The organism is Micromonospora sp. NPDC049051 (assembly GCF_043197575.1).
GTDB lineage: Bacteria > Actinomycetota > Actinomycetes > Mycobacteriales > Micromonosporaceae > Micromonospora.
The window spans coordinates 39,001-61,303 of sequence record NZ_JBICTL010000009.1 but is presented as its reverse complement, the minus strand read 5'-3'; the positions used below and the strand labels follow the sequence as shown (position 1 = coordinate 61,303).

The 22,303-nt window shown below is 75.1% G+C and carries 17 protein-coding genes; 12 read left to right on the top strand and 5 right to left on the bottom strand.

Annotated elements, in window-relative coordinates:
• Positions 1-27: 27 nt before the first annotated feature.
• The 3 genes from ACGFIR_RS28355 to ACGFIR_RS28345 all read left to right on the top strand — a co-directional run bounded on the left by ACGFIR_RS28355 (position 28) and on the right by ACGFIR_RS28345 (position 2,707).
• Entirely contained in the window at positions 28-645 is a 618-nt protein-coding gene (locus ACGFIR_RS28355) for a TlpA family protein disulfide reductase (protein WP_393148243.1), read from the top strand.
• A gap of 127 nt (positions 646-772) precedes the next feature.
• The gene (locus ACGFIR_RS28350; RefSeq protein ID WP_392997948.1) at positions 773-1,465 is read left to right on the top strand and encodes an NUDIX hydrolase; all 693 of its coding nucleotides are present in this window, start codon (positions 773-775) and stop codon (positions 1,463-1,465) included.
• A gap of 63 nt (positions 1,466-1,528) precedes the next feature.
• Entirely contained in the window at positions 1,529-2,707 is a 1,179-nt protein-coding gene (locus ACGFIR_RS28345) for a MarP family serine protease (protein ID WP_392997949.1), read from the top strand.
• Between the two features lie 3 nt (positions 2,708-2,710).
• On the opposite strand, the gene ACGFIR_RS28340 is transcribed toward ACGFIR_RS28345, so the two are convergent.
• The 3 genes from ACGFIR_RS28340 to eccCa form a co-directional block, all read right to left on the bottom strand.
• Positions 2,711-3,568 (bottom strand): phosphatase PAP2 family protein, encoded by an 858-nt coding sequence (locus ACGFIR_RS28340; protein ID WP_393148241.1) that lies wholly within the window; start codon positions 3,566-3,568, stop codon positions 2,711-2,713.
• A 48-nt stretch (positions 3,569-3,616) separates the two neighbouring features.
• Positions 3,617-5,023 (bottom strand): type VII secretion-associated serine protease mycosin, encoded by a 1,407-nt coding sequence (gene mycP / locus ACGFIR_RS28335; RefSeq protein ID WP_393148239.1) that lies wholly within the window; start codon positions 5,021-5,023, stop codon positions 3,617-3,619.
• 74 nt (positions 5,024-5,097) lie between these two features.
• Positions 5,098-9,060 (bottom strand): type VII secretion protein EccCa, encoded by a 3,963-nt coding sequence (gene eccCa, locus ACGFIR_RS28330; protein WP_393148237.1) that lies wholly within the window; start codon positions 9,058-9,060, stop codon positions 5,098-5,100.
• A gap of 101 nt (positions 9,061-9,161) precedes the next feature.
• Here eccCa and eccD point away from each other — a divergent pair, with 101 nt between their 5' ends.
• A complete protein-coding gene (gene eccD, locus ACGFIR_RS28325; RefSeq protein ID WP_393148235.1) occupies positions 9,162-10,562 on the top strand; it encodes a type VII secretion integral membrane protein EccD in 1,401 nt (466 codons plus the stop codon).
• A 34-nt stretch (positions 10,563-10,596) separates the two neighbouring features.
• Here the strand turns inward: eccD and ACGFIR_RS28320 are convergent, their stop codons facing one another.
• Positions 10,597-11,103 carry an inorganic diphosphatase gene (locus tag ACGFIR_RS28320; RefSeq protein WP_392997954.1) on the bottom strand — a complete coding sequence of 169 codons (507 nt, stop codon included), beginning with the start codon at positions 11,101-11,103 and terminating at the stop codon, positions 10,597-10,599.
• Between the two features lie 633 nt (positions 11,104-11,736).
• Between ACGFIR_RS28320 and dacB the strand changes: the two genes are divergently transcribed.
• From dacB to ACGFIR_RS28300, 4 genes are all read left to right on the top strand, one after another.
• The gene (gene dacB / locus ACGFIR_RS28315; RefSeq protein ID WP_393148365.1) at positions 11,737-13,167 is read left to right on the top strand and encodes a D-alanyl-D-alanine carboxypeptidase/D-alanyl-D-alanine-endopeptidase; all 1,431 of its coding nucleotides are present in this window, start codon (positions 11,737-11,739) and stop codon (positions 13,165-13,167) included.
• Between the two features lie 130 nt (positions 13,168-13,297).
• Entirely contained in the window at positions 13,298-14,368 is a 1,071-nt protein-coding gene (locus ACGFIR_RS28310; RefSeq protein WP_392997955.1) for a zinc-dependent metalloprotease, read from the top strand.
• Between the two features lie 10 nt (positions 14,369-14,378).
• Entirely contained in the window at positions 14,379-15,371 is a 993-nt protein-coding gene (gene tilS / locus ACGFIR_RS28305) for a tRNA lysidine(34) synthetase TilS (RefSeq protein WP_393148233.1), read from the top strand.
• A 72-nt stretch (positions 15,372-15,443) separates the two neighbouring features.
• The gene (locus ACGFIR_RS28300; RefSeq protein WP_393148231.1) at positions 15,444-17,084 is read left to right on the top strand and encodes a gamma-glutamyltransferase family protein; all 1,641 of its coding nucleotides are present in this window, start codon (positions 15,444-15,446) and stop codon (positions 17,082-17,084) included.
• A gap of 72 nt (positions 17,085-17,156) precedes the next feature.
• Here ACGFIR_RS28300 and ACGFIR_RS28295 read toward each other — a convergent pair whose 3' ends face one another.
• Positions 17,157-18,116 (bottom strand): GlxA family transcriptional regulator, encoded by a 960-nt coding sequence (locus ACGFIR_RS28295; RefSeq protein WP_393148229.1) that lies wholly within the window; start codon positions 18,114-18,116, stop codon positions 17,157-17,159.
• A 150-nt stretch (positions 18,117-18,266) separates the two neighbouring features.
• Here ACGFIR_RS28295 and ACGFIR_RS28290 point away from each other — a divergent pair, with 150 nt between their 5' ends.
• From ACGFIR_RS28290 to folE, 4 genes are all read left to right on the top strand, one after another.
• Positions 18,267-18,404, top strand: a complete 138-nt coding sequence (locus tag ACGFIR_RS28290) for a hypothetical protein (RefSeq protein ID WP_392997959.1) — start codon at positions 18,267-18,269, stop codon at positions 18,402-18,404.
• Between the two features lie 101 nt (positions 18,405-18,505).
• Positions 18,506-19,081, top strand: coding sequence for a hypoxanthine phosphoribosyltransferase (gene hpt, locus ACGFIR_RS28285; protein ID WP_392997960.1), 576 nt, complete (start codon positions 18,506-18,508; stop codon positions 19,079-19,081).
• A gap of 491 nt (positions 19,082-19,572) precedes the next feature.
• A complete protein-coding gene (ftsH, locus tag ACGFIR_RS28280) occupies positions 19,573-21,597 on the top strand; it encodes an ATP-dependent zinc metalloprotease FtsH (RefSeq protein WP_392997961.1) in 2,025 nt (674 codons plus the stop codon).
• A gap of 38 nt (positions 21,598-21,635) precedes the next feature.
• A complete protein-coding gene (gene folE / locus ACGFIR_RS28275) occupies positions 21,636-22,301 on the top strand; it encodes a GTP cyclohydrolase I FolE (protein WP_121401600.1) in 666 nt (221 codons plus the stop codon).
• Positions 22,302-22,303 lie beyond the last annotated feature (2 nt).

Sequence of the window (22,303 nt, the reverse complement as noted above, 5' to 3'; positions counted from 1 at the left end):
CCCGCGGTCCCGGAACACGGTGAACCGATGAACCGCCGGCTCGCCGCCCTGCTCGTACCCGTGCTGCTGGCCGCCGCCGGGTGCACCGCCGGCGCCGAGGAGAAGGAGCCCGGTCCCTCCGCCCGGCAGAAGGCCGCCGCCAACCGGCCGTCGCCGTTCCAGGACTGCGCCGCCCTCGGCACCCCGCCCGCGTCCGCCCCGTCGGCGTCCCCGTCCGGGGGCGAGGCGCTGCCCGAGCTGACCCTGGAGTGCTTCACCGGCGGCGCCCCGGTCGCCCTGCGGGACGTACGCGGCCCGGCGGTCATCAACGTCTGGGCCTCCTGGTGCCCGCCCTGCCGCAAGGAGCTGCCCGCCTTCCAGCGGCTCAGCGACCGGGCCGCCGGCCAGTTCCGGGTGGTCGGCGTCAACAGCGGGGACAGCCGCGAGGCCGCCCAGTCCATGGGCGAGGACTTCGGCGTCCGCTTCCCCGTGCTGATCGACCAGGGTGAAGGACTCAAGCGCGAGCTGAACCGCAAGGGCATCCCCCTGACCGTCCTCGTCGACGCTCAGGGCCACGTCCGGCACATCGACTCCACCGGCGCCCTCGACGACGCGCGCCTGACGGAGCTGGTCCGCCAGCACCTCGGCGTGACGGTGCCGGCATGAGCCGCGCGGCGGGAGGCGGGCGTGCCGGCGTGAGCCGCGCGGCGGGGCACGGGCCTGCCGGCATGAGCCATGCGGCGGAGCACGGGGCTGCCGGGGTGCGCGGCCGGTGGGGCGCGGGGGTGCGGGCGTGAGCCGGCAACCCCCGGGCTGGTTCGACCCGCTGCTGACCCGGCTCGGCACCGCGCGCAGCGAGGACTTCACCCGGCTGGTCACCCCGGAGAGCGGGGGGCGGGAGAGCGCGGTGCTGGTGCTGCTCGGCGAGGAGCCCGGCACGGGCCCCGACGTGCTGGTCCTCCAGCGGGCCGCCACCCTGCGCAACCACGCCGGCCAGCCCGCCTTCCCCGGCGGCGCGGCCGACCCCGAGGACGCCGACGCCCGCGCGACCGCCCTGCGCGAGGCGAACGAGGAGGTCGGCCTCGACCCGGCCAGCGTCACCGTCATGGCGGAGCTGCCGAAGCTCTGGATCCCGGTCAGCGACTTCGTGGTCACCCCCGTGCTGGCCTGGTGGCACGCCCCGCACCCGGTGCACTCCCGGGAACCGGCCGAGGTGGCGCACGTGACCCGGCTGCCGGTCACCGAGCTGGTCGACCCGGCGAACCGGATGCAGGTCCGCCACCCGAGCGGCTGGGTCGGTCCGGCCTTCTCGGCGCGCGGGATGCTGGTCTGGGGCTTCACCGGCGGGGTGCTGGCCACCCTGCTGGAGATGGGCGGCTGGGCGCGCCCGTGGCCGCGCGACCGTGTCGTGGAGCTGCCGCCGAGCGGGGCCGCCCCGGCGCCCTCGGCCGGCACCGACGCGGTCGACGAGACCCCGGTGCGTTGACCGGACGGTCACCTTCCGCAAGCGATGGTCATCTCGCGGGCCCGGTGCCCGTACGCTTGACGCGTGTCCGCCGTGGATCTCGTACTGCTGCTGCTCATGCTCGTGTTCGCGATCAGCGGATACCGCCAGGGCTTCGTCATCGGGGTGCTGTCGTTCTCCGGCTTCTTCCTGGGCGCGCTCGTGGGCCTCCAACTGGGGCCGCTGCTGGCCCAGCAGTTCGTGGACAGCGGCACGAGGGTCCTGATCTCGCTGGTGGCGATCTTCGGGCTGGCGGTGGTCGGCCAGGCGATCACCGGCTGGCTCGGTTCCCACCTGCGCAAGACGATCACCAGCGACGTCGGCAGGCGGATCGACGACGTCGGCGGGGCGTTCGTCTCGCTCTTCGCCGTGCTGCTCGTCGCCTGGCTGGTCGCGGTGCCGCTCGGCTCGTCGTCCGTACCCTGGCTGGCCTCCTCGGTACGCAACAGCGCGCTGCTCACGGTGGTCGACCGGGTCCTGCCCGACCAGGCGCAGCAGCTCTCGACGGCGCTGCGGGACACCGTGGACACCAACGGCTTCCCCGACGTCTTCGGCGACCTGGCACCCACCCGGGCCCGGCAGGTGTCCCCGCCCGACCCGGCGCTCGCCGGCTCCCAGGTGGTCGTCAACAGCCAGCGCTCGGTGGTCAAGGTGCTCGGCTCCGCCCCGAGCTGCTCCCGCCGCATCGAGGGCTCCGGCTTCGTCTACGCCGACGACCGCGTGATGACCAACGCGCACGTCGTCGCCGGCACCCGCTCCACCGTCGTCGAGCTGAACGGTGACCGGTACGACAGCAAGGTGGTCGTCTACGACCCCGACCGGGACCTGGCCGTGCTGCACGTGCCCGGGCTGCCCGGCCCGTCGATGCGGTTCGCCGCCGGCAACGCGGGCAGCGGCGCGGACGCGATCGTGCTGGGCTTCCCGCTCGACGGGCCGTACAACGCGCAGTCGGCGCGGATCCGGGACGTCGACCGGATCACCGGGCCGGACATCTACTCCTCGGGCAACGTGACCCGGGAGGTCTACACCATCCGGGCGCTCGTGCAGAGCGGCAACTCCGGCGGCCCGCTGGTCTCCTCGAACGGGCTGGTACTCGGCGTCATCTTCGCGGCGGCGGCCGACGACCCGAACACCGGCTTCGCGGTGACCGCGGCCGAGGCCCGCCCGGTCGCCCTCGCCGGCGCCGAGCGCACCCGCGCCGTCGGCACCGGAGACTGCACCTGACCGTCAGCTTTCCTGCGCCGGCCTGTGGCCTGCCGTCGGCCCGCGACCCGTCGCCGGCCTGCGCTCTGCCGTCGGCCCGTGACCCGTCGCCAGCTCCGGGCCGTTCGCCGGTCCCGGGCCCTTCGGTGGCGCCGGCCTGCCGGGCGGGGTGGCCCGCCAGACGGTGAGGGCGGCGGCGGTCGCGGCCACCACCGCCGCGCCGAGCAGCCAGCCGGCCAGCACGTCGCTGGTCCAGTGCACGCCGAGGGCCACCCGGCTGAACCCGGTGACCAGGGCGAGCAGCAGGGCGGCCGTCCACACCACCCGGCGCGGGGCCGGGCGGGCGTGCGGGAGGAACACCACCAGCAGCACCCCGGCGGCGAGGGCGGCGTTGAGCGCGTGCCCGGACGGGAAGGCCAGGCCGGGCGCCTCGGCCACCGGATCGGGCAGTTCCGGCCGGGACCGGCCGAAGAGCAGCTTGAGTAGCGGGCCGAGCAGGCCGCCGACCGTCATGGTGACGGCCACCCAGACCGCCAGCTGCCGGGCCCCGCGGCGGAGCAGCCAGAGCACCAGGACCAGGGCCCCCACGCGCAGCGGCATCGGGGCGAACACCTCGGTCCAGAGGGTCATCAGGCTCACCCAGGCCGGGTGGTCGGCGGCGTGCCCGGCCAGCGCGTCGGTGACCGCCGTGTCGAGTCGGCGCAGCGGGGGCCAGGCTCCCAGGACCAGGACCGCCAGCAGCGTGAACGGCACCGCCACCAGGAACACGGCGGCCGCCGCGAGGGTCAGCCGCAGGCCCCGGGGACCATCCGGGTGCAGCCGACGGCCGCGCCATGAGGCACGCGGCGGGGCGGCGAGGGTACGCGGGCCGGGTGGGCTCATGACAACTCGTCGTACCCGGGACGCGACCCGCTCAGACCCGCTTCCGGCTCAGCGTGACGGTGGCGGCCGCCGCCACGTCCCGGCCGGCCGTCGTGGCGAGCCCAGCGGGGTCCACTGGCGGAACCGGCGCACCGTCAGCGCCGCCCCGGTCAGCAGGGCGACGAAGAACGCGGCCCCCGTCCAGAGCCGCTCCGGCGTGGTGTCCTGGTGTGCACCCGCCGGCTGCGCCGCCCACCGGGACTCCTGGCGCGGCACGGTGAAGCCGAGCGGGTCGCCGTTGACCCCCGCGATGTCGGGCTGCGCCGCTCCCGGCGCGGGACCGAACCCGACCACGCCCGGCGAGGAGTCGTCGTCCAGCGGGTTGCGGCCCACCGGGCTCACCTCGGCGTTCAGCGCGGCGACCGGGTCGACCATGCCGTACCCGAAGCGGTCGTCCCGGCCCGTCGGGCCGATGTCGCGGGCGGTGGTGAGCAGCCGGTTGACCACGTCGCCGGCGGACATCTGCGGGTAGCGGGCCCGTACCAGCGCGGCCGTGGCGGCGACCAGCGGAGCTGCGAAGCTGGTGCCCTGCACCCGCCAGTAGCCGCCCGGCCGGGCCCCGACCAGGCCGGTGGCGGGGGCGGTGAGCACGGTGGCCCGTCCGGTGATCGAACCGGACCAGAGGTTGTCGCTGTCGCGTTCCGAGCCGGCGACCGCGATGACGCCCGGCTCCCGGGCCGGGTACCAGACCTTCGCGTTGGACGAGGTGCCCAGGTTGCCGGTGCAGGCGACCACGACGACGTCCCGGACGAAGGCGTAGTCGAGCGCCGCCGCCAGGGCGGGGCTGTCGCCGCTGCCGCCGAGGGACAGGTTGATCACGCGGGCGCCGTTGTCGACGGCCCAGCGCACCCCCTTGGCGACGATCAGCGCGTCGTCGTAGCGGTTCTCGGCGTCGAGGACGCGTACCGGAAGGATCCGGGCGTCCGGCGCCAGGCCGACGGCCCCCCGCTCGTCGTCGTTGCGGCCGGCGATCAGCCCGGCCACGGTGGTGCCGTGGCCGACCGGATCGGGGTCGCCGGCAGCCCCGTCGGGCGCGACGAGGTCGAGGCCGGGCAGCACCTGGCCGGCCAGGTCGGGGTGGTCGGCGTCCACACCGGAGTCGATCACCGCGACGGTGACCCCCTTACCGGTCGAGCTGCGCCACGCCGTCCTCGCCTGCAATAGGTCGAGCTGCCACTGGTCGTCGCGGACCTGGTCGGGACGCTTCCTGCCGTCGGGCGCCGCGAGCGCCACCCCGACGGCGGCCGGCTGCTGGAGGACGGGTCGGGCGGTGGGCTGCCGAGGGGCGGCGTCGGCGGCCGTGACCGGGACCGCGACCGATACCGCGGCGACGGCCACACCGAGCAACGTACGTCCGGCGATCCGCCGAGCCGCTGGCGGACAACTGTGCCGCACGGTCGTCACATCCTCAGGCATTCATCGCGACGCAAACATGACGATCGGAGATTACCGGTTCCCGGAGGTCCTGCGGGGCGTTCTGGGGACACCGGTCACGGCGGGGGCAGATGGGCCAGCTGGACCAGGCGTACGCCCTCGCGCCGGGTGACCAGCCGGCCGCGTCCCGGGGGCAGCGGGCCGGGCCGGACCGGGCCGACCAGCGCCCCCTCCTCCGGACTGCCCGCCATCACCAGGCCCGAGGTGGACAGTTCACGCAGGCGCTGCACGAGCGGCTCGTACTGGGCCCGGCCGGCACCGCCCGAGCGGCGGGCGAGCACCAGGTGCAGCCCGACGTCGCGGGCGTGCGGCAGGTGCTCCTCCAGGGCACGCAGCGGGTTGGCCGGCCCGCTGGCGACCAGGTCGTAGTCGTCGACCAGCACGAACAGCTCCGGCCCGGACCACCACGACCGCTGCCGCAGCTGCGTGGGCGTGACGTCGGGCCCCGGCACCCGTCCCGCCATGTAACCGGCGGCGGACTCGATCAGGTCGGTGGTGTGCGCCGCCGCGGAGCCGTACCCGATCAGGTGCGGCGACGCCGACTCGGTGAGGTCCACCAGGCTGCGGCGGTAGTCGACCAGGATGACCCGGGCCTGCTCCGGGGTGAACCGGGTCATGATCGAGATGGCCAGCGCGCGCAGGAACGACGACTTGCCGCACTCGGCGTCGCCGAAGACCACGAAGTGCGGCTCGGTGGCGAAGTCCAGCACGACCGGACGCAGGTCCGCCTCGGCGATCCCCACCGGGATGCGCAGGCCGGTGGTCGCGGTCAGGTCCAACTCGGCGTACGGGAGCACCGGCGGCAGCAGCCGCACCGGAGGCGCGACCGGCCCGGTCCAGCCCTCGGCGGCCCGCTTGACCAGGTCCGCGGTGTCCCCCGTGGAGGCGGCCAGCTGCGGCAGGGCGGTGAGGAAGTGCAGGCTCTCCGCCGTGACGCCCCGGCCGGGGGTCTTCTCCGGCACGTTCGTCGCCGCCCGGCGGGCCACCAACGAGTCGGCCGGGTCGCCGAGGCGCAGCTCCAGCCGGGAACCGAAGAGGTCCCGGATCGCCGGCCGGAAGTCCAGCCAGCGCACCGCCGTCGCCACCACGTGCACCCCGTACGACAGTCCCCGGGTGGCCAGGTCGGTGACGAGCGGTTCGAGGTCGTCGTACTCGCCGCGCAGGGTGGCCCAGCCGTCCACCACCAGGAACACGTCGCCGAACGGGTCGGTGCCGGGCTGGCCGGTGCCCGCCAGCGCGGCCCGGCGCTGCCGCCAGGCGGCCATCGACTCCACGCCCAGCTCGGCGAAGTGCCGCTCCCGGTCGACCAGCAGGGTCGCGATCTCGCCGACCGTACGCCGCACGGCCGTCGGGTCGGCGCGGCCGGTGACCCCGCCGACGTGCGGCAGGTCCCGCAGCGCGGCCAGCCCGCCGCCGCCGAAGTCGAGGCAGTAGACCTGCACCTCGGCCGGGGTGTGGGTGAGTGCCAGGGCGCAGATCAGCGTGCGCAGCGCGGTCGACTTGCCGCTCTGCGGACCGCCGACCACCGCCACGTGCCCGGCGGCGCCGTCCAGCGCCAGCCAGAGCAGGTCGCGGCGCTGCTCGAAGGGCTTGTCGACCACCGCGACCGGCACCTGGAGCGCGCCGTGCAGCTCGGGATTGCCGAAGGTGAGGCCGCGCGCCGGGTCGGCGCCGACCGGCCCGAGCAGCTCGTCCAGCGCCGGCGCCGGGCCGAGCGGCGGGAGCCAGACCTGGTGGGCGGGCGGCCCCTGCCCGGCCAGCCGGTCGACCATCAGCTCCAGCAGGCTCTCCGTGCCGCCCTCGTCGGCGGTGGCGGGCAGGGCGGGCGGCCCGACCGGCTCCGGCCGGGGCACCAGGTGGGTGGAGAAGGCGAGCAGTCGCGGGGCCCCCGTGCCGCCCGCGCCCGGCGTCGCGCCGCGCCGGCGCAGCGCCCCCGAGACGTACGCGGCCTTGAAGCGCACCAGCGGCTCGGTGCCGAAGCGCAGGTAGCCGTGGCCGGGGGAGCGGGGCAGCTCGTGCGCGTCCGGCACCCCGAGCACCGTGCGGGACTCCAACGCCGAGAAGGTCCGCAGCCCGATCCGGTACGACAGGTGGGTGTCGAGCCCGCGCAGCCGCCCCTCCTCCAGCCGCTGACTCGCCAGCAGCAGGTGCACGCCGAGCGACCGGCCCAGCCGGCCGATCTGCACGAACAGGTCGATGAAGTCGGGCTTGGCCGAGAGCAGCTCGGAGAACTCGTCGCAGATCAGCAGCAGCGACGGCAGCGGGGCGAGCGGGGTGCCGGCGGCGCGGGCCCGCTCGTAGTCGCGCAGGCTCGCGAAGTTGCCGGCCCGGCGCAGCAGTTCCTGGCGGCGGACCAGCTCGCCGTTGATGGCGTCGACCATCCGGTCGACCAGCGGCAGCGCGTCGGCCAGGTTGGTGATCACCGCGGCGGTGTGCGGCAGCCGGTCGAAGGAGGCGAAGGTCGCGCCGCCCTTGAAGTCGATCAGTACGAAGTTGAGCTGCTCCGAGCTGTGCGTGGCGGCCAGCCCGAGCACCAGCGTGCGCAGCAGTTCGGACTTGCCGGAGCCGGTCGCCCCGATCAGCAGGCCGTGCGGCCCCATCCCGTCCTGCGCCGACTCCTTCAGGTCCAGCTCGATGGCGCCGCCGTCGGTGCCCACCCCGATCGGCACCCGCAGCCGTTCCCGGGCGGACCGGGGCGCCCACCCCTGCTCGGCGGTGAAGCTCTCCGGGTCGCCGAGGCCGAGCAGCTCGGGCAGGCCCAGCTCCGCGCCCGGCGGGGCGTCCGGGCCGCGTGCCGCCGTGGCTAGCCGCAGCGGGGCCAGCCGCCGGGCGACGGCCTCCGCGTCGACGAGGTCCAGCCGGTCCGCCGTACCGACCTCGGCGTGTCCCTCCGCCGAGTGGGAGTGCAGCCGGCCGCCGCGCAGCTCCAGCAGCAGCGCGAAGCGGTCCAGCAGGCGCGGCGGCGGGGTGTCCAGGTCGATGATCGTGACGGCGTCGATGCCCCCGTCGCCGGTCAGGTCGGTGGCCCCGGTCAGGTCGCCCCCGTCGAGCACCACCACCACGTGCGGGCCGTCGGTGGCCGGGCCGGCCGGGCTGAACCGGGACCGGCTCGCCAGCACCTCGTCCAGCAGCCCCTCCAGCTCCGTCCCCGCGCTGGTGACCAGCCGGACCGGGCCGAGCGCGTCCGTGCGGGTGGGGTGGTGGGCGTGCGGCAACCACTTGACCCACTCCCAGGCGGCCCGCCGTTCCGGCCCGGCGCAGACGGCGACGAGCAGTTCGTCGGGGGCGTGGAAGACCGCGAGCTGGGCGAGCATCGCCCGGGCCAGCGCCTGGGCGGCGGGCCCGTCGCCGGCCGGACCGACGTCGCGGACGAAGACCCGGGCGAAGCTGCGCAGGGAGAGCGCCACCGGCAGGTCGGGCACCACGCAGTACGCGTCCAGGAAGCGGCGCAGCGCGCCGGCGGTCATCGGCTCCAGCTCCTCCAGCGGGCGGGTGACCGGAGGGACCAGCGGGGTGGCGAGGGTCTGCGGGCCGACGGCGACCCGGACCACCGCGAAGTCGGGGTCGGTGGGGCGGCGTTCCCAGACCCGGTGGCTGTCGACGGTCGACCAGAGCCGGCCGGGATCCGGATGCCGGTAGTAGAGCCCGGCGCGCTGCTGCCCGGCGGTCTGCCGCACCCGGCGCCGCAGCACGGTCAGGTGCCGCAGGTAGTCGCGCCGGGCGGCCATCATCTCCGACTTCTTCGGGGTGCCGGAGGCGCTGCCCCACGACGTCACCAGCATCGCCAGCGAGGAAAGCCCGAACATCCCGCCGACCACGTACGAGTAGGCGCCGCCGCCGCGGCCGAACATCATCGCCATCGCCACCGTGCCGCCCAGCATCGGCAGCACCATGAGCAGCTGCTGCCAGCGCCCGCCGGCGACGGCGGGGATCTCCGGCGGCGCGTCCACCGGCAGCTCACCCACCGGGATCTCCGGCGCCGGGCGGCGAGGTGGTCGCTTGATGACGACAGTGGACACTCGACCTCCTGACAGCGCTCGGTAACCCGAGCCTGGCTCATGGTAGGTAAAGTCCTGTCGTCCGCGCAGCCACCAACCCCGCCAAACATGGAGATCAGTCGATGAATATCGGGCTGGCCCGGGTCACCATCAACGCCCCCCAGCGGCGGGTGGACGTCGCCCTGCCCGAGCAGGTGCCCCTGGCCGAGCTGCTGCCCGAGGTGCTGCGGCACGCCGGCGAGGGGCTGGCCGACGACGGCGAGCGGCACGGCGGCTGGGTGCTGCGGCGTACCGACGGGGCGGTCCTGGCCACCGCCCAGGCGCTGCTGCCACAGGGCGTACGCGACGGCGAGGTGCTGCACCTGGTGCCGGCCCGCGCGCAGTGGCCCGAGCTGGAGTACGACGACGTGGTCGAGGCGATCGCCGACGGGGCCCGGCGGCGCGGCGGGGCGTGGTCACCGGGCGCCACCCGGGCCGCCGCCCTGGCCGGGGCCGCCGTGCCGCTGGCCGTCGGGCTGCTCGCCGTGGCGGCCGGCGGCCCGGCACACGAGGCGGCCTGGCCGGCCGCCGCCGTGGTTGCGCTGCTGCTCACCCTCGCCGGGGTGGTGGCGTCCCGCGCCCACGCCGACGGGTCAACCGGCGCGACCCTGGGCGGCTACGCCCTGCCCTACGCGGCGGTGGCGGGCGCCCTCGCGGTCGCCTCCGGCGACCCGGTCGGGCCGGTCCCGGGGCTGCGCTGGGTCGGCGCGCCCGAACTGCTGGCCGGCTCCGTGGCGCTGCTGCTGGTGTCGGTGCTCGGGCTGGTCGGCGTCGCCACCCGGCTGCGGGTCTTCGTGGCGGGTGCCACCGCGGGGCTCGCGGGCGCGCTCGCCGCGCTCGGCGCACTGCTGCTCAGCCCGGCCGGTACGGCGGCGGTGCTGCTCTGCGTGCTGGTGTTCGCCGTGGGGGCGGTACCGCTGCTGGCCATCCGGCTCGGCAAGGTGCCGCTGCCCCCGATCACCCTGCCCAGCGGCGAGCCGGGCGGCGCCGACCGGGCCCGCGAGCTGCCCGACCGGGACCGGGTCTACGCGGCGGTGGCCCGCACCGAGGAGATGCTCACCGGGATGCTGCTCGGGCACGCCGTGCTCGCGGTCGCCGCCGCGGTGGTGTTGAGCCTCTCCGGCGGCACGGCCGGCCGGCTGCTGGTGGCGGTCGCCGCAGCCGTCCTGCTGCTGCGCTCCCGGCTCTTCGTGGCCCTGCGCCACCGGGTGCCCACCGTCGCCGCCGGCCTCGCCGGGTACGCCGTGCTGGGCGCCGTGCTCGTCGAGCGGTCCGGCGCGACCGGCCGGCTCGCGCTGGTCGTGGGCGGGCTGGCGCTGGCCCTCGTGGCGGTGGCCGCCGGCACCACGTACGCCCGCCGGCCGGTCTCCCCGTACGTCGGCCGGATCGCGGACCTGACCGACACGGCCCTGGTGGTGTCGGTGGTGCCCGTCGCCTGCGCGGTGCTCGACCTGTACGAACGGGCCCGGGGGCTGCTCGGCTGAGCGGCCCCCGGGCCCGTCGGTGGTCGGTGCCGGGTCAGTGCGTGGACTCGCCGCGCGCCTCGGCCTCCTTGGCGCGCCGGTACGACGCCGCGATCTCCGCTTCGGCCTCGATGCGCCCCACCCACGTGGCGCCCTCGACGGACTTGCCGGGCTCCAGGTCCTTGTAGACCTCGAAGAAGTGCTGGATCTCCAGCCGGTCGAACTCGCCGAGGTGGTGGATGTCGCGCAGGTGCTCCTGGCGCGGGTCCTCGTAGGGCACGCAGAGGACCTTGTCGTCGCCGCCCTTCTCGTCGGTCATGCGGAACATGCCGATGGTGCGGCACCGGATCAGGCAGCCGGGGAAGGTGGGCTCGGGGACCAGCACGAGCGCGTCCAGCGGGTCGCCGTCCTCGCCCAGTGTGCCCTCGATGAAGCCGTAGTCGGCCGGGTACTGCGTGGAGGTGAAGAGGGTACGGTCCAGCCGGATCCGGCCGGTCACGTGGTCGACCTCGTACTTGTTGCGGTGACCCTTGGGGATCTCAACCGTCACGTCGAAATCCATCTGCACGCTCCCTCGTTTGCCCACGCTGGCCAACGGAAACCAGCGGCACGCCGCCCCCGCACGGGTGAATGCCCACCCGCAGGCTCCGGCCGCCGCATAGTGTTCGGACCGAAGTAGTGTCACCCAAGCAGATTTTCGCGGGGCGAGGAGGGGGCCGTGGGGAGGGAAGATTCACACTACCGTCCGGACACCGACGCTGGACGGGGTACCGGGCGATCTGCTTCCGGCGGCGCGACCGGCCGGTTCCCGGTGCCCGACGCCCATCTTCCCCGCCCGGCCGCGTCCCCCGGCGCCGCCGACCTGACACCCGGTCCGCCCCCGGCCAACGGCGCCCCGGCCGGCCCCGGTGGTGCGGCCGGTCCCGGCACCCCGGGCGGCCCCGGCGGTCCGGCCGGCCCGGGCGGCTTGAGCGGTCCCGGCGTCGTGAACGGTCCTGGCGTTCCGGGTGGTCCCGGCGTCCTGAGCGGTCCCGTTGGCCAGGTCGGCGCGACCGGCCCGTCGGGCCAGGAAGCTCCGCCGGGGTCGACGGATCTCTGGGCCGCCGCCGCGACCCGGCCCGCCGGCGGGCCACCGGGCCCAGGTGCCCCGGAGCCGCCCGCGTCGCCCGCGCCGGCCCCCCGGCGTCGGCGGGCCCTGCCCCTCGTGCTGGCGGCGGGGCTCGTGCTGGTGCTGGCCGCCGTCGGGATCGCCGTGGTCCGCCCCGGACCGGTGGCGGACTGGCTGGGCGACGGGTCCGCCGGCCGGGACACCCCCTCGCCGGCCGCGGAACCGGCGCCCGTGGCGGTGCTGGCCGGCGCGGACGCGAACGCCCCGATGCCCACCCCCGAGGGTGTACGCGCCGCGCTCGCCCCGCTGGTGGACGTGCCCGCCCTCGGCGACCGGGTGCACGTGTCGGTGGCCGACGTGACCACCGGCCAGCCGCTCTTCGGCCGGGGTGAGGACGACGGCACGGTGCCGGCCTCGGTGACCAAGCTGGTCACCGGCGTGACGGTGCTCGCCGCGCGGGGTCCGGCGTACCGCATCCCGACCCGGGTGGTGGCCGGTGCGGCACCGGGCGAGGTGGTGATCGTCGGCGGCGGGGACCCGACGCTGGCGGTCGACAAGAACGGCTTCTACCCCGGCGCGGCCCGCCTGGACGACCTCGCCGGCCAGGTGCGCGACGCCCTCGCCGGCACGAAGCCGACGAAGGTGACGGTCGACTCGTCGCTCTACTCCGGTCCGCTCTTCGAGCCGGGCTGGGACGACGACATCCCCACCGGCGGCTACGGCGGCGCGATCACGGCGCTGATGACCGACGGGGCCCGCAGCGACGTGACCCGCGCGAAGAAGGACGCGGCGGCCGGCAACCACTGGGCCGAGCGGGTGACCCAGCCCGACCTCGCGGCCGGCCGGGCGTTCGCCCGGCTGCTCGGCCTGCCGGCCGGTGCCGTCGCCCGGGGCACCGCCCCCGCGGCGACCACGGCCTCCGCCACCGGTGCTCCGGGGCCCGGCGCGGAGCTGGGCAGGGTGGAGTCGCTGCCGATGGTCCGGCTGGTCGACATCATGATCAGCGACAGCGACAACATCATCGCCGAGGCGTTGGCCCGGCAGGTCGCGCTGGCCCGCAACGAGCCCGCCTCGTTCGTCGGCGCCGGCGCGGCGATGGACGCGGTGGCGGGGGAGCTGGGCCTGCCGGCGGACGAACTCACCCTCGCCGACGGCAGCGGCCTGTCGCGCAGCAACCGGATCAGCCCTTCGCTGCTCACCGACCTGATCGCGCTCGCCGGCGCCGGCAGCCGCCCCGAACTGGCCGCGATCTTCGGCGGCCTGCCCGTCGCCGACTGGTCCGGCACCCTCGCCGACCGGTACGAGACGGCGGCGACGAAGGCCGGTGCCGGGGTGGTCCGGGCCAAGACCGGGACCCTGACCAAGGTGCACGCCATCGCCGGCCTGGTCAGTACGGCCGACGGACGGCTGCTCACCTTCGCGGTGCTCACCGACGCGGTGCCCCCCGACGGGCTGACGGCGGCCCGGGGCGCACTGGACCGGATCGGCGCCGCCCTGGCCGGCTGCGGCTGCCGCTGACCGGCCCCCGGACGGGCCGCCGTGCCGGTCGCCGGGCACGTGGGGGCCGGGCGCCGGCAGGCGTGGCGCCGGCGTCGATCGCCGGCGCGAGCCCGGGCCGGGGTGTCGCGGCGCGGGTACGGTGGGGTGCATGGCGCAGTTCGTGGACTGGGATCTGGCCGCCGCGACCGCGGGGGCGCTGAGTAAGTCGGGCCCCCGGGTGTCATACACCGAGGCCACCGACGTGGTCGCTGAGCTGCGGCGGTTGACCGACGAGGCGGCGGGGCACGTCGCGGACTACACGGGCCTGCGCTCGCAGGTGTCCCACCCGCCCGTACGGGTGGTGGACCGGCGGGACTGGGCGGCGACCAACATCGCCGGGCTCCGCGAGGTGATCACCCCGCTGGTCGGCCGGCTCACGAAGGACAAGCAGCCGGGCGCGCTCACCGAGGCGATCGGCTCCCGGGTCACCGGAGTGCAGGCCGGCACCGTGCTGGCGTACCTCTCCGGCCGCGTCCTCGGCCAGTACGAGGTGTTCTCCGCCGACCCGGGGCAGCTGCTGCTGGTCGCGCCGAACATCGTCGAGGTGGAACGCAAGCTGGGGGCCGACCCGCGGGACTTCCGGCTCTGGGTCTGCCTGCACGAGGTGACCCACCGCACCCAGTTCACCGCCGTGCCGTGGATGCGGGCGTACTTCCTCAGCGAGGTGCAGGCCTTCGTGGACGCGTCGTCCAGCGGCGGCGAGCACCTGCTGGAGCGGCTGCGCCGGGGCGTGGCCACGCTCTCCGACGCGATCAAGGACCCGGAGAGCCGCACCAGCGTGCTGGACATCGTGCAGACCCCGGCGCAGCGGGCCGTGCTGGACCGGCTGACCGCGCTGATGACCCTGCTGGAGGGGCACGCCGAGTTCGTCATGGACGGCGTCGGCCCGCAGGTCGTTCCGAGCGTCGAGCGGATCCGGGCGGCGTTCAACCGGCGCCGGGAGGCCGGCAACCCGCTGGAGAAGGCCATCCGCCGGCTGCTCGGCATCGAGGTCAAGATGCGCCAGTACGCCGAGGGCCGCAAGTTCGTGCACGGAGTCGTGGACCGGGTCGGCATGGAGGGCTTCAACAAGATCTTCGGCTCGCCGCTCACCCTGCCCCGGCTGGAGGAGCTCGGCGACCCGGACGCCTGGGTCGCGCGGGTGCACGGGCCGGTCGGCCCGGCCCCGACCGTCGGCTGACCGTACGCCGGTGGCCGCGCTCGCCCCGCCGGTGGCCGCGATCCGCGTCGCGGTCCGCCGCGCGCTCGCCGACCTGCCGCCCGGCGGCCCGGTGCTGGTCGCCTGCTCGGGCGGCGCGGACTCGCTCGCGCTGGCCGCCGCCACCGCGTTCGTGGCGCCCCGGATGGGCCGCGCCGCCGGCCTGGTGACGGTCGACCACGACCTCCAGGAGGGCTCGGCGCGGCGGGCCGCGGCGGTGGTGACGTGGGCCCGCGAGGTCGGCCTGGCGCCGGTCGAGTCGGTGCGGGTCGAGGTGGCCGGCCGACCGGGCGGGCCGGAGGCGGCGGCCCGCGAGGCCCGTTACGGGGCGCTCGCCGAGGTGGCCGACCGGCTCGGGGCGGTGGCCCTGCTCACCGGGCACACCCGCGACGACCAGGCGGAGACGGTGCTGCTCGCGCTCGCCCGGGGCGCGGGCCCGCGCGGCCTGGCCGGGATGCCCGCCCGGCGGGACCTCGACGGGGTGCCGCTGCTGCGCCCGCTGCTGGAGGTCAGCCGGGAACAGACCCGTACGGCGTGCGCGGTGCTCGGGCTGAGCCCCTGGGAGGACCCGCACAACGCCGACCCGTCGTACGCCCGGGCCCGGGTCCGGGCCGACCTGCTGCCCGCCCTGGTCCGCGCGCTCGGGCCGGGGGTGCTGGACAACCTGGCCCGTACGGCCCGGCTCGTGGCGGCGGACAACGCCGTCCTCGACGAGGTGGCCGACGCCGCGCTGGCCGGCGTCCGGCACCCCGACGGCGGGCTCGCGGTGCGGGCGCTGGCCGAGCTTGCGCCAGCGGTACGCGGCCGGGTGCTGCACGCCTGGGCCCGCGAGCTGGGCGCCCTGCCCGCCGCCCTGTCGCACCGGCACGTGGCGGCCCTGGAGGCGCTGGTCACGGGCTGGCGGGGGCAGGGGCCGGCGCACCTGCCGGGCGGGCTGCGGGTGCTCCGCCACGACGGCCGGCTCACCGTCGCCGGTTCCCGCTGATCCGCTGGCGCCGTGGCCCCGGGGGCCGGTTCCGGGGCCGCGGGATTCGCCGGCAGGCGGTAGACATGGCGCATGGCGTACCCCCGACAGCCGCTCTTCGCGCCGCAGGGCGCGGTGGCGACGAGCCAGCCGCTGGCCGCGGCCGCCGGCCTGGCCGTGCTGCGACGCGGCGGCAACGCCGTCGATGCGGCCCTGGCGACCGCGATCACCCTGACCGTGGTGCAGCCGCCGTCCAACGACATCGGCGGCGACCTGTTCGCGATCGTCTGGGACGGCGAGCGGCTGCACGGCCTCAACGCCTCCGGCCGGTCCCCGGCGGCCCTGACCCGCGAGCTGGTGCTCGCCGCGACCGGGGGGCGCGGCGCGGCCCCGGTCGACGCGCTCGGCGGCGCCCAGTGGGCGGGGCCGGCGATGCCCGCCCGGGGCTGGCTGCCGGTGACGGTGCCCGGCGCCCCGGCGGGCTGGCGCGACCTGCACGACCGGTTCGGCTCGCTGCCCTTCGCCGACCTCTTCACCGACGCGATCGGCTACGCCGAGCACGGTCACCCGGTCTCCCCGGGGGTGGCGGCGATCTGGTCCCGCGCGCTCGCCGCGCCCGGCCCGACCGGGGCGGAGTTCGACGAGTTCGACCGGCTGTTCGCGCCCGGCGGGCGGGCCCCCCGGGCCGGGGAGCGCTGGCGCAACCCCGACGCGGCCCGGACCCTGCGGCTGATCGCCGACACCGGGGCCGAGGACTTCTACCGGGGCGGCATCGCGGAGGCGCTCGCCGCGCACGCGGCCCGCACCGGCGGCCTGCTCACCGGCGACGACCTGGCCGGGCACGCCTCGACCTGGGTGACCCCCGTGTCCGCCCGCTACCGCGGTCACGAGGTCTGGGAGCTGCCGCCCAACGGGCAGGGCCTGGCGGCGCTGCTGGCGCTGCACATCCTCGACGGGGCCGACCTCGCGGGGCTGCCCCTCGCCGAGCGGCTGCACCGGCAGATCGAGGCGATGAAGCTCGGCTTCGCCGACGCGCACGCCCACGTCGCCGACCCGCAGCGGGTTCCGGTGCCGACGGAGGCGCTGCTCTCCCCGGCGTACGCGGCGACCCGCCGTGCCCTGATCACCGAGCGGGCCGGGGAGCCGACCGCCGGCGATCCGGAGCGCGGCGGCACGGTCTATCTCTGCACCGCCGACTCGGGCGGGATGATGGTCAGCCTGATCCAGTCGACCTACCTGGCCTTCGGCTCGCGGGTGGTGCCGCCCGGGCACGGCTTCGCGCTGCAGAACCGGGGGCTCGGGTTCCGCCTCGACCCGGCCCACCCCAACGTGGTGGGGCCGGCGAAGCGGCCGTACCACACGATCATCCCCGGCTTCCTCACCCGCGACGGGCGGCCCGTGGGCCCGTTCGGGGTGATGGGCGGGCACATGCAGCCGCAGGGGCACGTGCAGCTGGTCTCGGCGACCCTCGACGGCGGGCTCGACCCGCAGGCGGCGCTGGACGCGCCGCGCTGGTACTGGCACGCCGGTCGGTCGGTGCTGGTCGAGCCGGAGCTGGTGGCCACCGCCGAGGGGCGGGCCGCGGTCACCGAGCTGCGGGCCCGGGGTCACGAGATCGCCGTCGCGCAGGAGCCGGCGGTCTTCGGGCACGGGCAGGCGATCTGGCGGCTGCCGGACGGCGGTCACGTGGTCGGCTCGGAGCCCCGGATCGGTGGCGGGATGCTCGGCTGGTGAGCGGACGGCCGCCCCGGGCGTGCCGTCGGCCCCGCTGACGGTGGCCGTGGTCCGTCGCCGAGGGCCCGGGGCTCAGGCCTCCACGCGCTCGCGGAAGGTGGCCCGGTAGGTGTGCGGGGTGGCGCCGACCCGGCGGGCGAAGTGGTGCCGCAGCGCCGCCGAGTCGCCGAAGCCGGCCCGGTCGGCCACGGCCTCGACGCTGAGCCCGGTCTCCTCCAGCAGCCGCCGGGCCAGCAGCACCCGCTGGTTGGTCAGCCAGTCGTGCGGCGTGGTGCCGGTCTCGGCGCGGAACCGCCGGGCGAACGTACGCGGGGACATCTCCGCCCGCGCGGCCAGCTCGTCGACGGTGACCGGATGGTCCAGGTGCCCCATCAGCCACTCGAGCAGCGGCTCCAGGGTCGGCGCCTCGGGGGTCCTGGGGATGGGCGCCTCGACGTACTGCGCCTGCCCGCCGTCGCGGTGCGGGGGCACCACCATCCGCCGGGCCAGTCGGGTGGCCGTCGCCGAGCCGTGTTCCTGGCGGACCAGGTGCAGGCACGCGTCGATGCCGGCCGCCGTACCGGCGCTGGTCAGCAGCCGGCCGTCCTGGACGTAGAGCGAGTTGCACCGGACCCTGGCGGTCGGGTGGCGACGTTGCAGCTCGTCGACGTACCGCCAGTGGGTGGTGCACTCCCGGCCGTCGAGGAGACCGGCCTCACCCAGCACGAACGCGCCGGAGCAGACGCTGAACACGTACGCCCCGCGGTCGGCGGCGCGGCGCAGCGCGGCGAGCACGGTGGCCGGTACGACGGTGCCCGGCTGGTGGGCGGGGACGGCGACCAGGTCGGCCTCCTCGATCGGGCCGAGGTCGGCGTGCGGGGTCAGGTGGAATCCCGACGAGGTGCGGACCGGGGCTCCGTCGGGGCTGCACACGTGGAACCGGTAGTCGGGGAACCCGTCGGCGGTGCGGTCGGTCCCGAACACCTCCGCGAGGACTCCGAGCTCGAACGTGGCGACCCGGTCCAGGGCGAGGACGGCGACCGATCTGAGCATGTGACGAGGGTAACCGCGATGATGGCAGGAAATCGAGGAGCAGTGGCATTCCTGCCACTGTCCGGGCGGCGGCCGGCGGCGGAAACTGGTTCCAGTCCGGTGCGCACCGGCGGCGAAAACCACAGCAATCATGCGAAAGCGAGCGCCGCCATGGAGATCCTGTTCTTCCTCTTCTTCCTGCTCATCCTCGCGCTGGCCTCGGTCGCCGGCCTCGGCGCCGACAGCCGGGACTCGGCCGACTGGAAGCCGTCAGACGACGGCCGCCGCTGGCGGTCGCGGGTCTGCTGAGGTGGTTCGCACCCTTGGCGACCTTTGTGCAGGGCGGGGCCGCGCTCGAAAGGGGCGGCCCCGCCGACGGGGACCGTCGGGCGTACGGCAGGCTAGGAGCCATGTCTGACGGCTCCTGGTACGACGCCGACATCGACCACGTGATCATCTCCGAGGCGCAGATCCGCGAGAAGACCGCGGAACTCGCCAAGCAGGTCTCGGCGGACTACGCCGACGTCGATGACGGGCTCCTGCTGGTCTGTGTCCTCAAGGGCGCGGTGATGTTCATGGCCGACTTCGCCCGGGCGCTGGGCCGCAGCGGGCCGCCCGCCGAGCTGGAGTTCATGGCCGTCTCCTCGTACGGCCAGGGCACCACCTCCTCCGGGGTGGTCCGCATCCTCAAGGACCTGGACCGGGACATCGCCGGCCGGCACGTGGTCGTGGTCGAGGACATCGTCGACTCCGGTCTGACCCTGTCCTGGCTGCTGCGTTACCTGGAGTCCCGTTCGGCGGCGAGCGTCGAGGTGGTCGCGCTGTTCCGCAAGCCCGACGCGGTCAAGGTGCCGGTGCCGGTGAAGTACGTCGGCTTCGACATCCCGACGGAGTTCGTGGTCGGCTACGGCCTCGACTTCGACGAGCGCTACCGCGAGCTGCCCTACGTCGGCGTGCTCAAGCCCGAGGTGTACGCCCGGGCCTGAGCCCTCCCGCGCGGGCCGTCACCTGGGCGCCGATCGAGCGGACGTTCAGCGGGCTCTCAGCGAACCGGACTACGGTGGAGGCCGGTGGCGTGGAGGCACCCTCCACGCCCGGCCCCTCGAACCGCGTGACCGGGCGGACGGGAGGTCGGGTGAGGAGCTCGCGTCACGCCGGCTTACCCGGTTCGCCCTACGCGTAATTGTCGGGCTCGCAGGCCCGATCCGCGCGCACGATGATCGGATCGTGCGCGTTCGCGGGGCTCGCAAGCTCGCTCGGTGCGCGCGCAACTGTTCCCTTTGTGCGCGACTGCGGGGCTCGCAAGCTCACTCCTCGCGTACACGGTGTACCGTCGAATGACCGCGGCGCGGCAGTTCGCGCCTCGGGGTCGAGCCGGCCCGCACGGCGGCTCCGGCCGCCGCCGCAGGCGGCGACACCATCAGACGGTCAGGACGTCGATCAGGAGGATGCGGGCGCCTCGGCGCTCGACAACAGCATGGAACGTACGCGTTTCTTCCGCCGACCGGTGGTCTGGATCATCCTGGTCATCCTCGGCGCCGTTGTGCTCAGTCAACTGTTCACCGCTGGTCCCAGCTACCACAAGGTGGACACTTCCGTTGCGCTCGACCAGCTCAACAAGGGCGGCATCGAGAAGGTCGTCTTCCAGGACAAGGAGCAGACGCTCCGGCTCGACCTGAAGGACAAGACCAAGTTCGGTGACACCGACACCGACCGGATCGAGGCGCAGTTCCCCTACGAGGTCGGCGGCCAGGTCTGGAACGAGGTCCTCGAGGCCAAGGCGAACAACCGGGTCACCGGCCCGGCCAACGTCGAGGTGTCGTCCGACAGCATCTGGGTGAGCCTGCTGGTCAACCTGCTCCCGATCGCCCTGCTGGTGCTCCTGCTGCTCTTCTTCATGTCGCAGATGCAGGGCGGCGGCTCCCGGGTGCTCAACTTCGGCAAGTCCAAGGCGAAGATGATCACCAAGGACACGCCGAAGACCACGTTCGCGGACGTGGCCGGCGCCGAGGAGGCCGTCGAGGAGCTGCACGAGATCAAGGACTTCCTGCAGAACCCGGCGAAGTACCAGGCCCTGGGCGCCAAGATCCCGAAGGGCGTCCTGCTCTTCGGCCCGCCCGGCACCGGTAAGACGCTGCTGGCCCGCGCCGTCGCCGGCGAGGCCGGGGTGCCGTTCTACTCGATCTCCGGTTCGGACTTCGTGGAGATGTTCGTCGGCGTCGGCGCCAGCCGGGTCCGCGACCTCTTCGAGCAGGCCAAGGCGAACGCCCCGGCCATCGTCTTCGTCGACGAGATCGACGCCGTCGGCCGCCACCGCGGCGCCGGCATGGGCGGCGGTCACGACGAGCGCGAGCAGACCCTCAACCAGCTGCTCGTCGAGATGGACGGCTTCGACACCAAGGGCGGGGTCATCCTGATCGCCGCCACCAACCGGCCGGACATCCTCGACCCGGCGCTGCTGCGCCCGGGCCGGTTCGACCGGCAGATCCCGGTGGACGCCCCCGACATGGAGGGCCGCAAGGCGATCCTGCGGGTGCACGCCAAGGGCAAGCCGTTCACCCCCGACGTCGACCTCGACGCGGTGGCCCGGCGCACCCCGGGCTTCAGCGGCGCCGACCTGGCCAACGTGATCAACGAGTCCGCGCTGCTCACCGCGCGTAAGGACCAGCGGGCGATCACGAACGACTCCCTGGAGGAGTCGATCGACCGGGTGATCGCCGGTCCGCAGCGCCGTACCCGGGTGATGAGCGACCAGGAGAAGAAGATCACCGCGTACCACGAGGGTGGGCACGCGCTGGTCGCCTGGGCGCTGCCGCACGCCGCGCCGGTGCACAAGGTGACGATCCTGTCCCGCGGGCGGTCGCTGGGCCACACCCTGGTCCTGCCCACCGAGGACAAGTACACCCAGACTCGCGCCGAGATGGTCGACACCCTGGCGTACGCGCTGGGTGGCCGGGCCGCCGAGGAGCTGGTCTTCCACGAGCCGACCACCGGCGCCGGCAACGACATCGAGAAGGCCACCCAGCTGGCCCGTGCGATGATCACCCAGTACGGCATGAGCTCCAAGCTCGGCGCGATCAAGTACGGCACCAGCGGCGACGAGCCGTTCCTCGGCCGCAACATGGGCCACGAGCGGGACTACTCCGACGCCGTCGCCGCCGAGATCGACGGCGAGATGCGGGCGCTCATCGAGCTGGCCCACGACGAGGCCTGGGAGATCCTGGTGGAATACCGGGACGTCCTGGACAACATCGTGCTGGAGCTGATGGAGAAGGAGACCCTCTCCACCGCCGACATGGCCCGGATCTGCGCCCGGGTGGCCAAGCGGCCGCCGATGGCGCCGTACAACGGCTTCGGCAAGCGCCAGCCCTCCACCGAGCCGCCGGTGCTCACGCCGGCGGAGAAGGACGCGCTGAAGGTGCAGGCCCAGGCCGACGGCGCCGAGGCGACGGTGGGCGGCGGCAGCCCGAACAACTCCAACAACTCGGACGGTACGCACTGAGCACCGACCCGACGGCCAGTTCCCGGGACCACCGGGGACTGGCCGTCTCCGCAACCGAGCCGGACGGCGACGACACCCTCGACTACGTCGCCGCGCGCCTGATCAGCGGCAAGCTCACCGGTCGGCCCGTCGAGGAGACCATGGACCTCGGGCGGATCGAGAAGGCGGTCCGCGAGATCCTGATCGCCGTCGGGGAGGACCCGGACCGCGACGGGCTCCAGCAGACCCCGGCCCGGGTCGCTCGCGCGTACGCCGAACTCTTCGCCGGCCTCCGGGTCGACCCGGCCCAGGTGCTCAGCACCACCTTCGAGGCCAACCACGAGGAGTTGGTGCTCGTCCGGGACATCGACGTGATGAGCCTCTGCGAGCACCACCTGCTGCCGTTCCGGGGCAGCGCCCACATCGGCTACATCCCGGGGCCGGACGGCCGGATCACGGGCCTGTCCAAGCTGGCCCGGCTGGTCGAGGTCTTCGCCCGCCGGCCGCAGGTGCAGGAGCGGCTCACCTCCCAGATCGCCGACCTGCTGATGGAACGGCTCGCGCCGCGCGGCGTGGTGGTGGTGCTCGAGTGCGAGCACATGTGCATGGCGATGCGCGGCATCCAGAAGTCGGGCGCCAAGACCATCACGTCGGCCGTGCGGGGCACCCTCCAGCGCGACGCCAAGTCGCGCGCCGAAGCGATGGCGCTGATCATCCCCCGCTGACC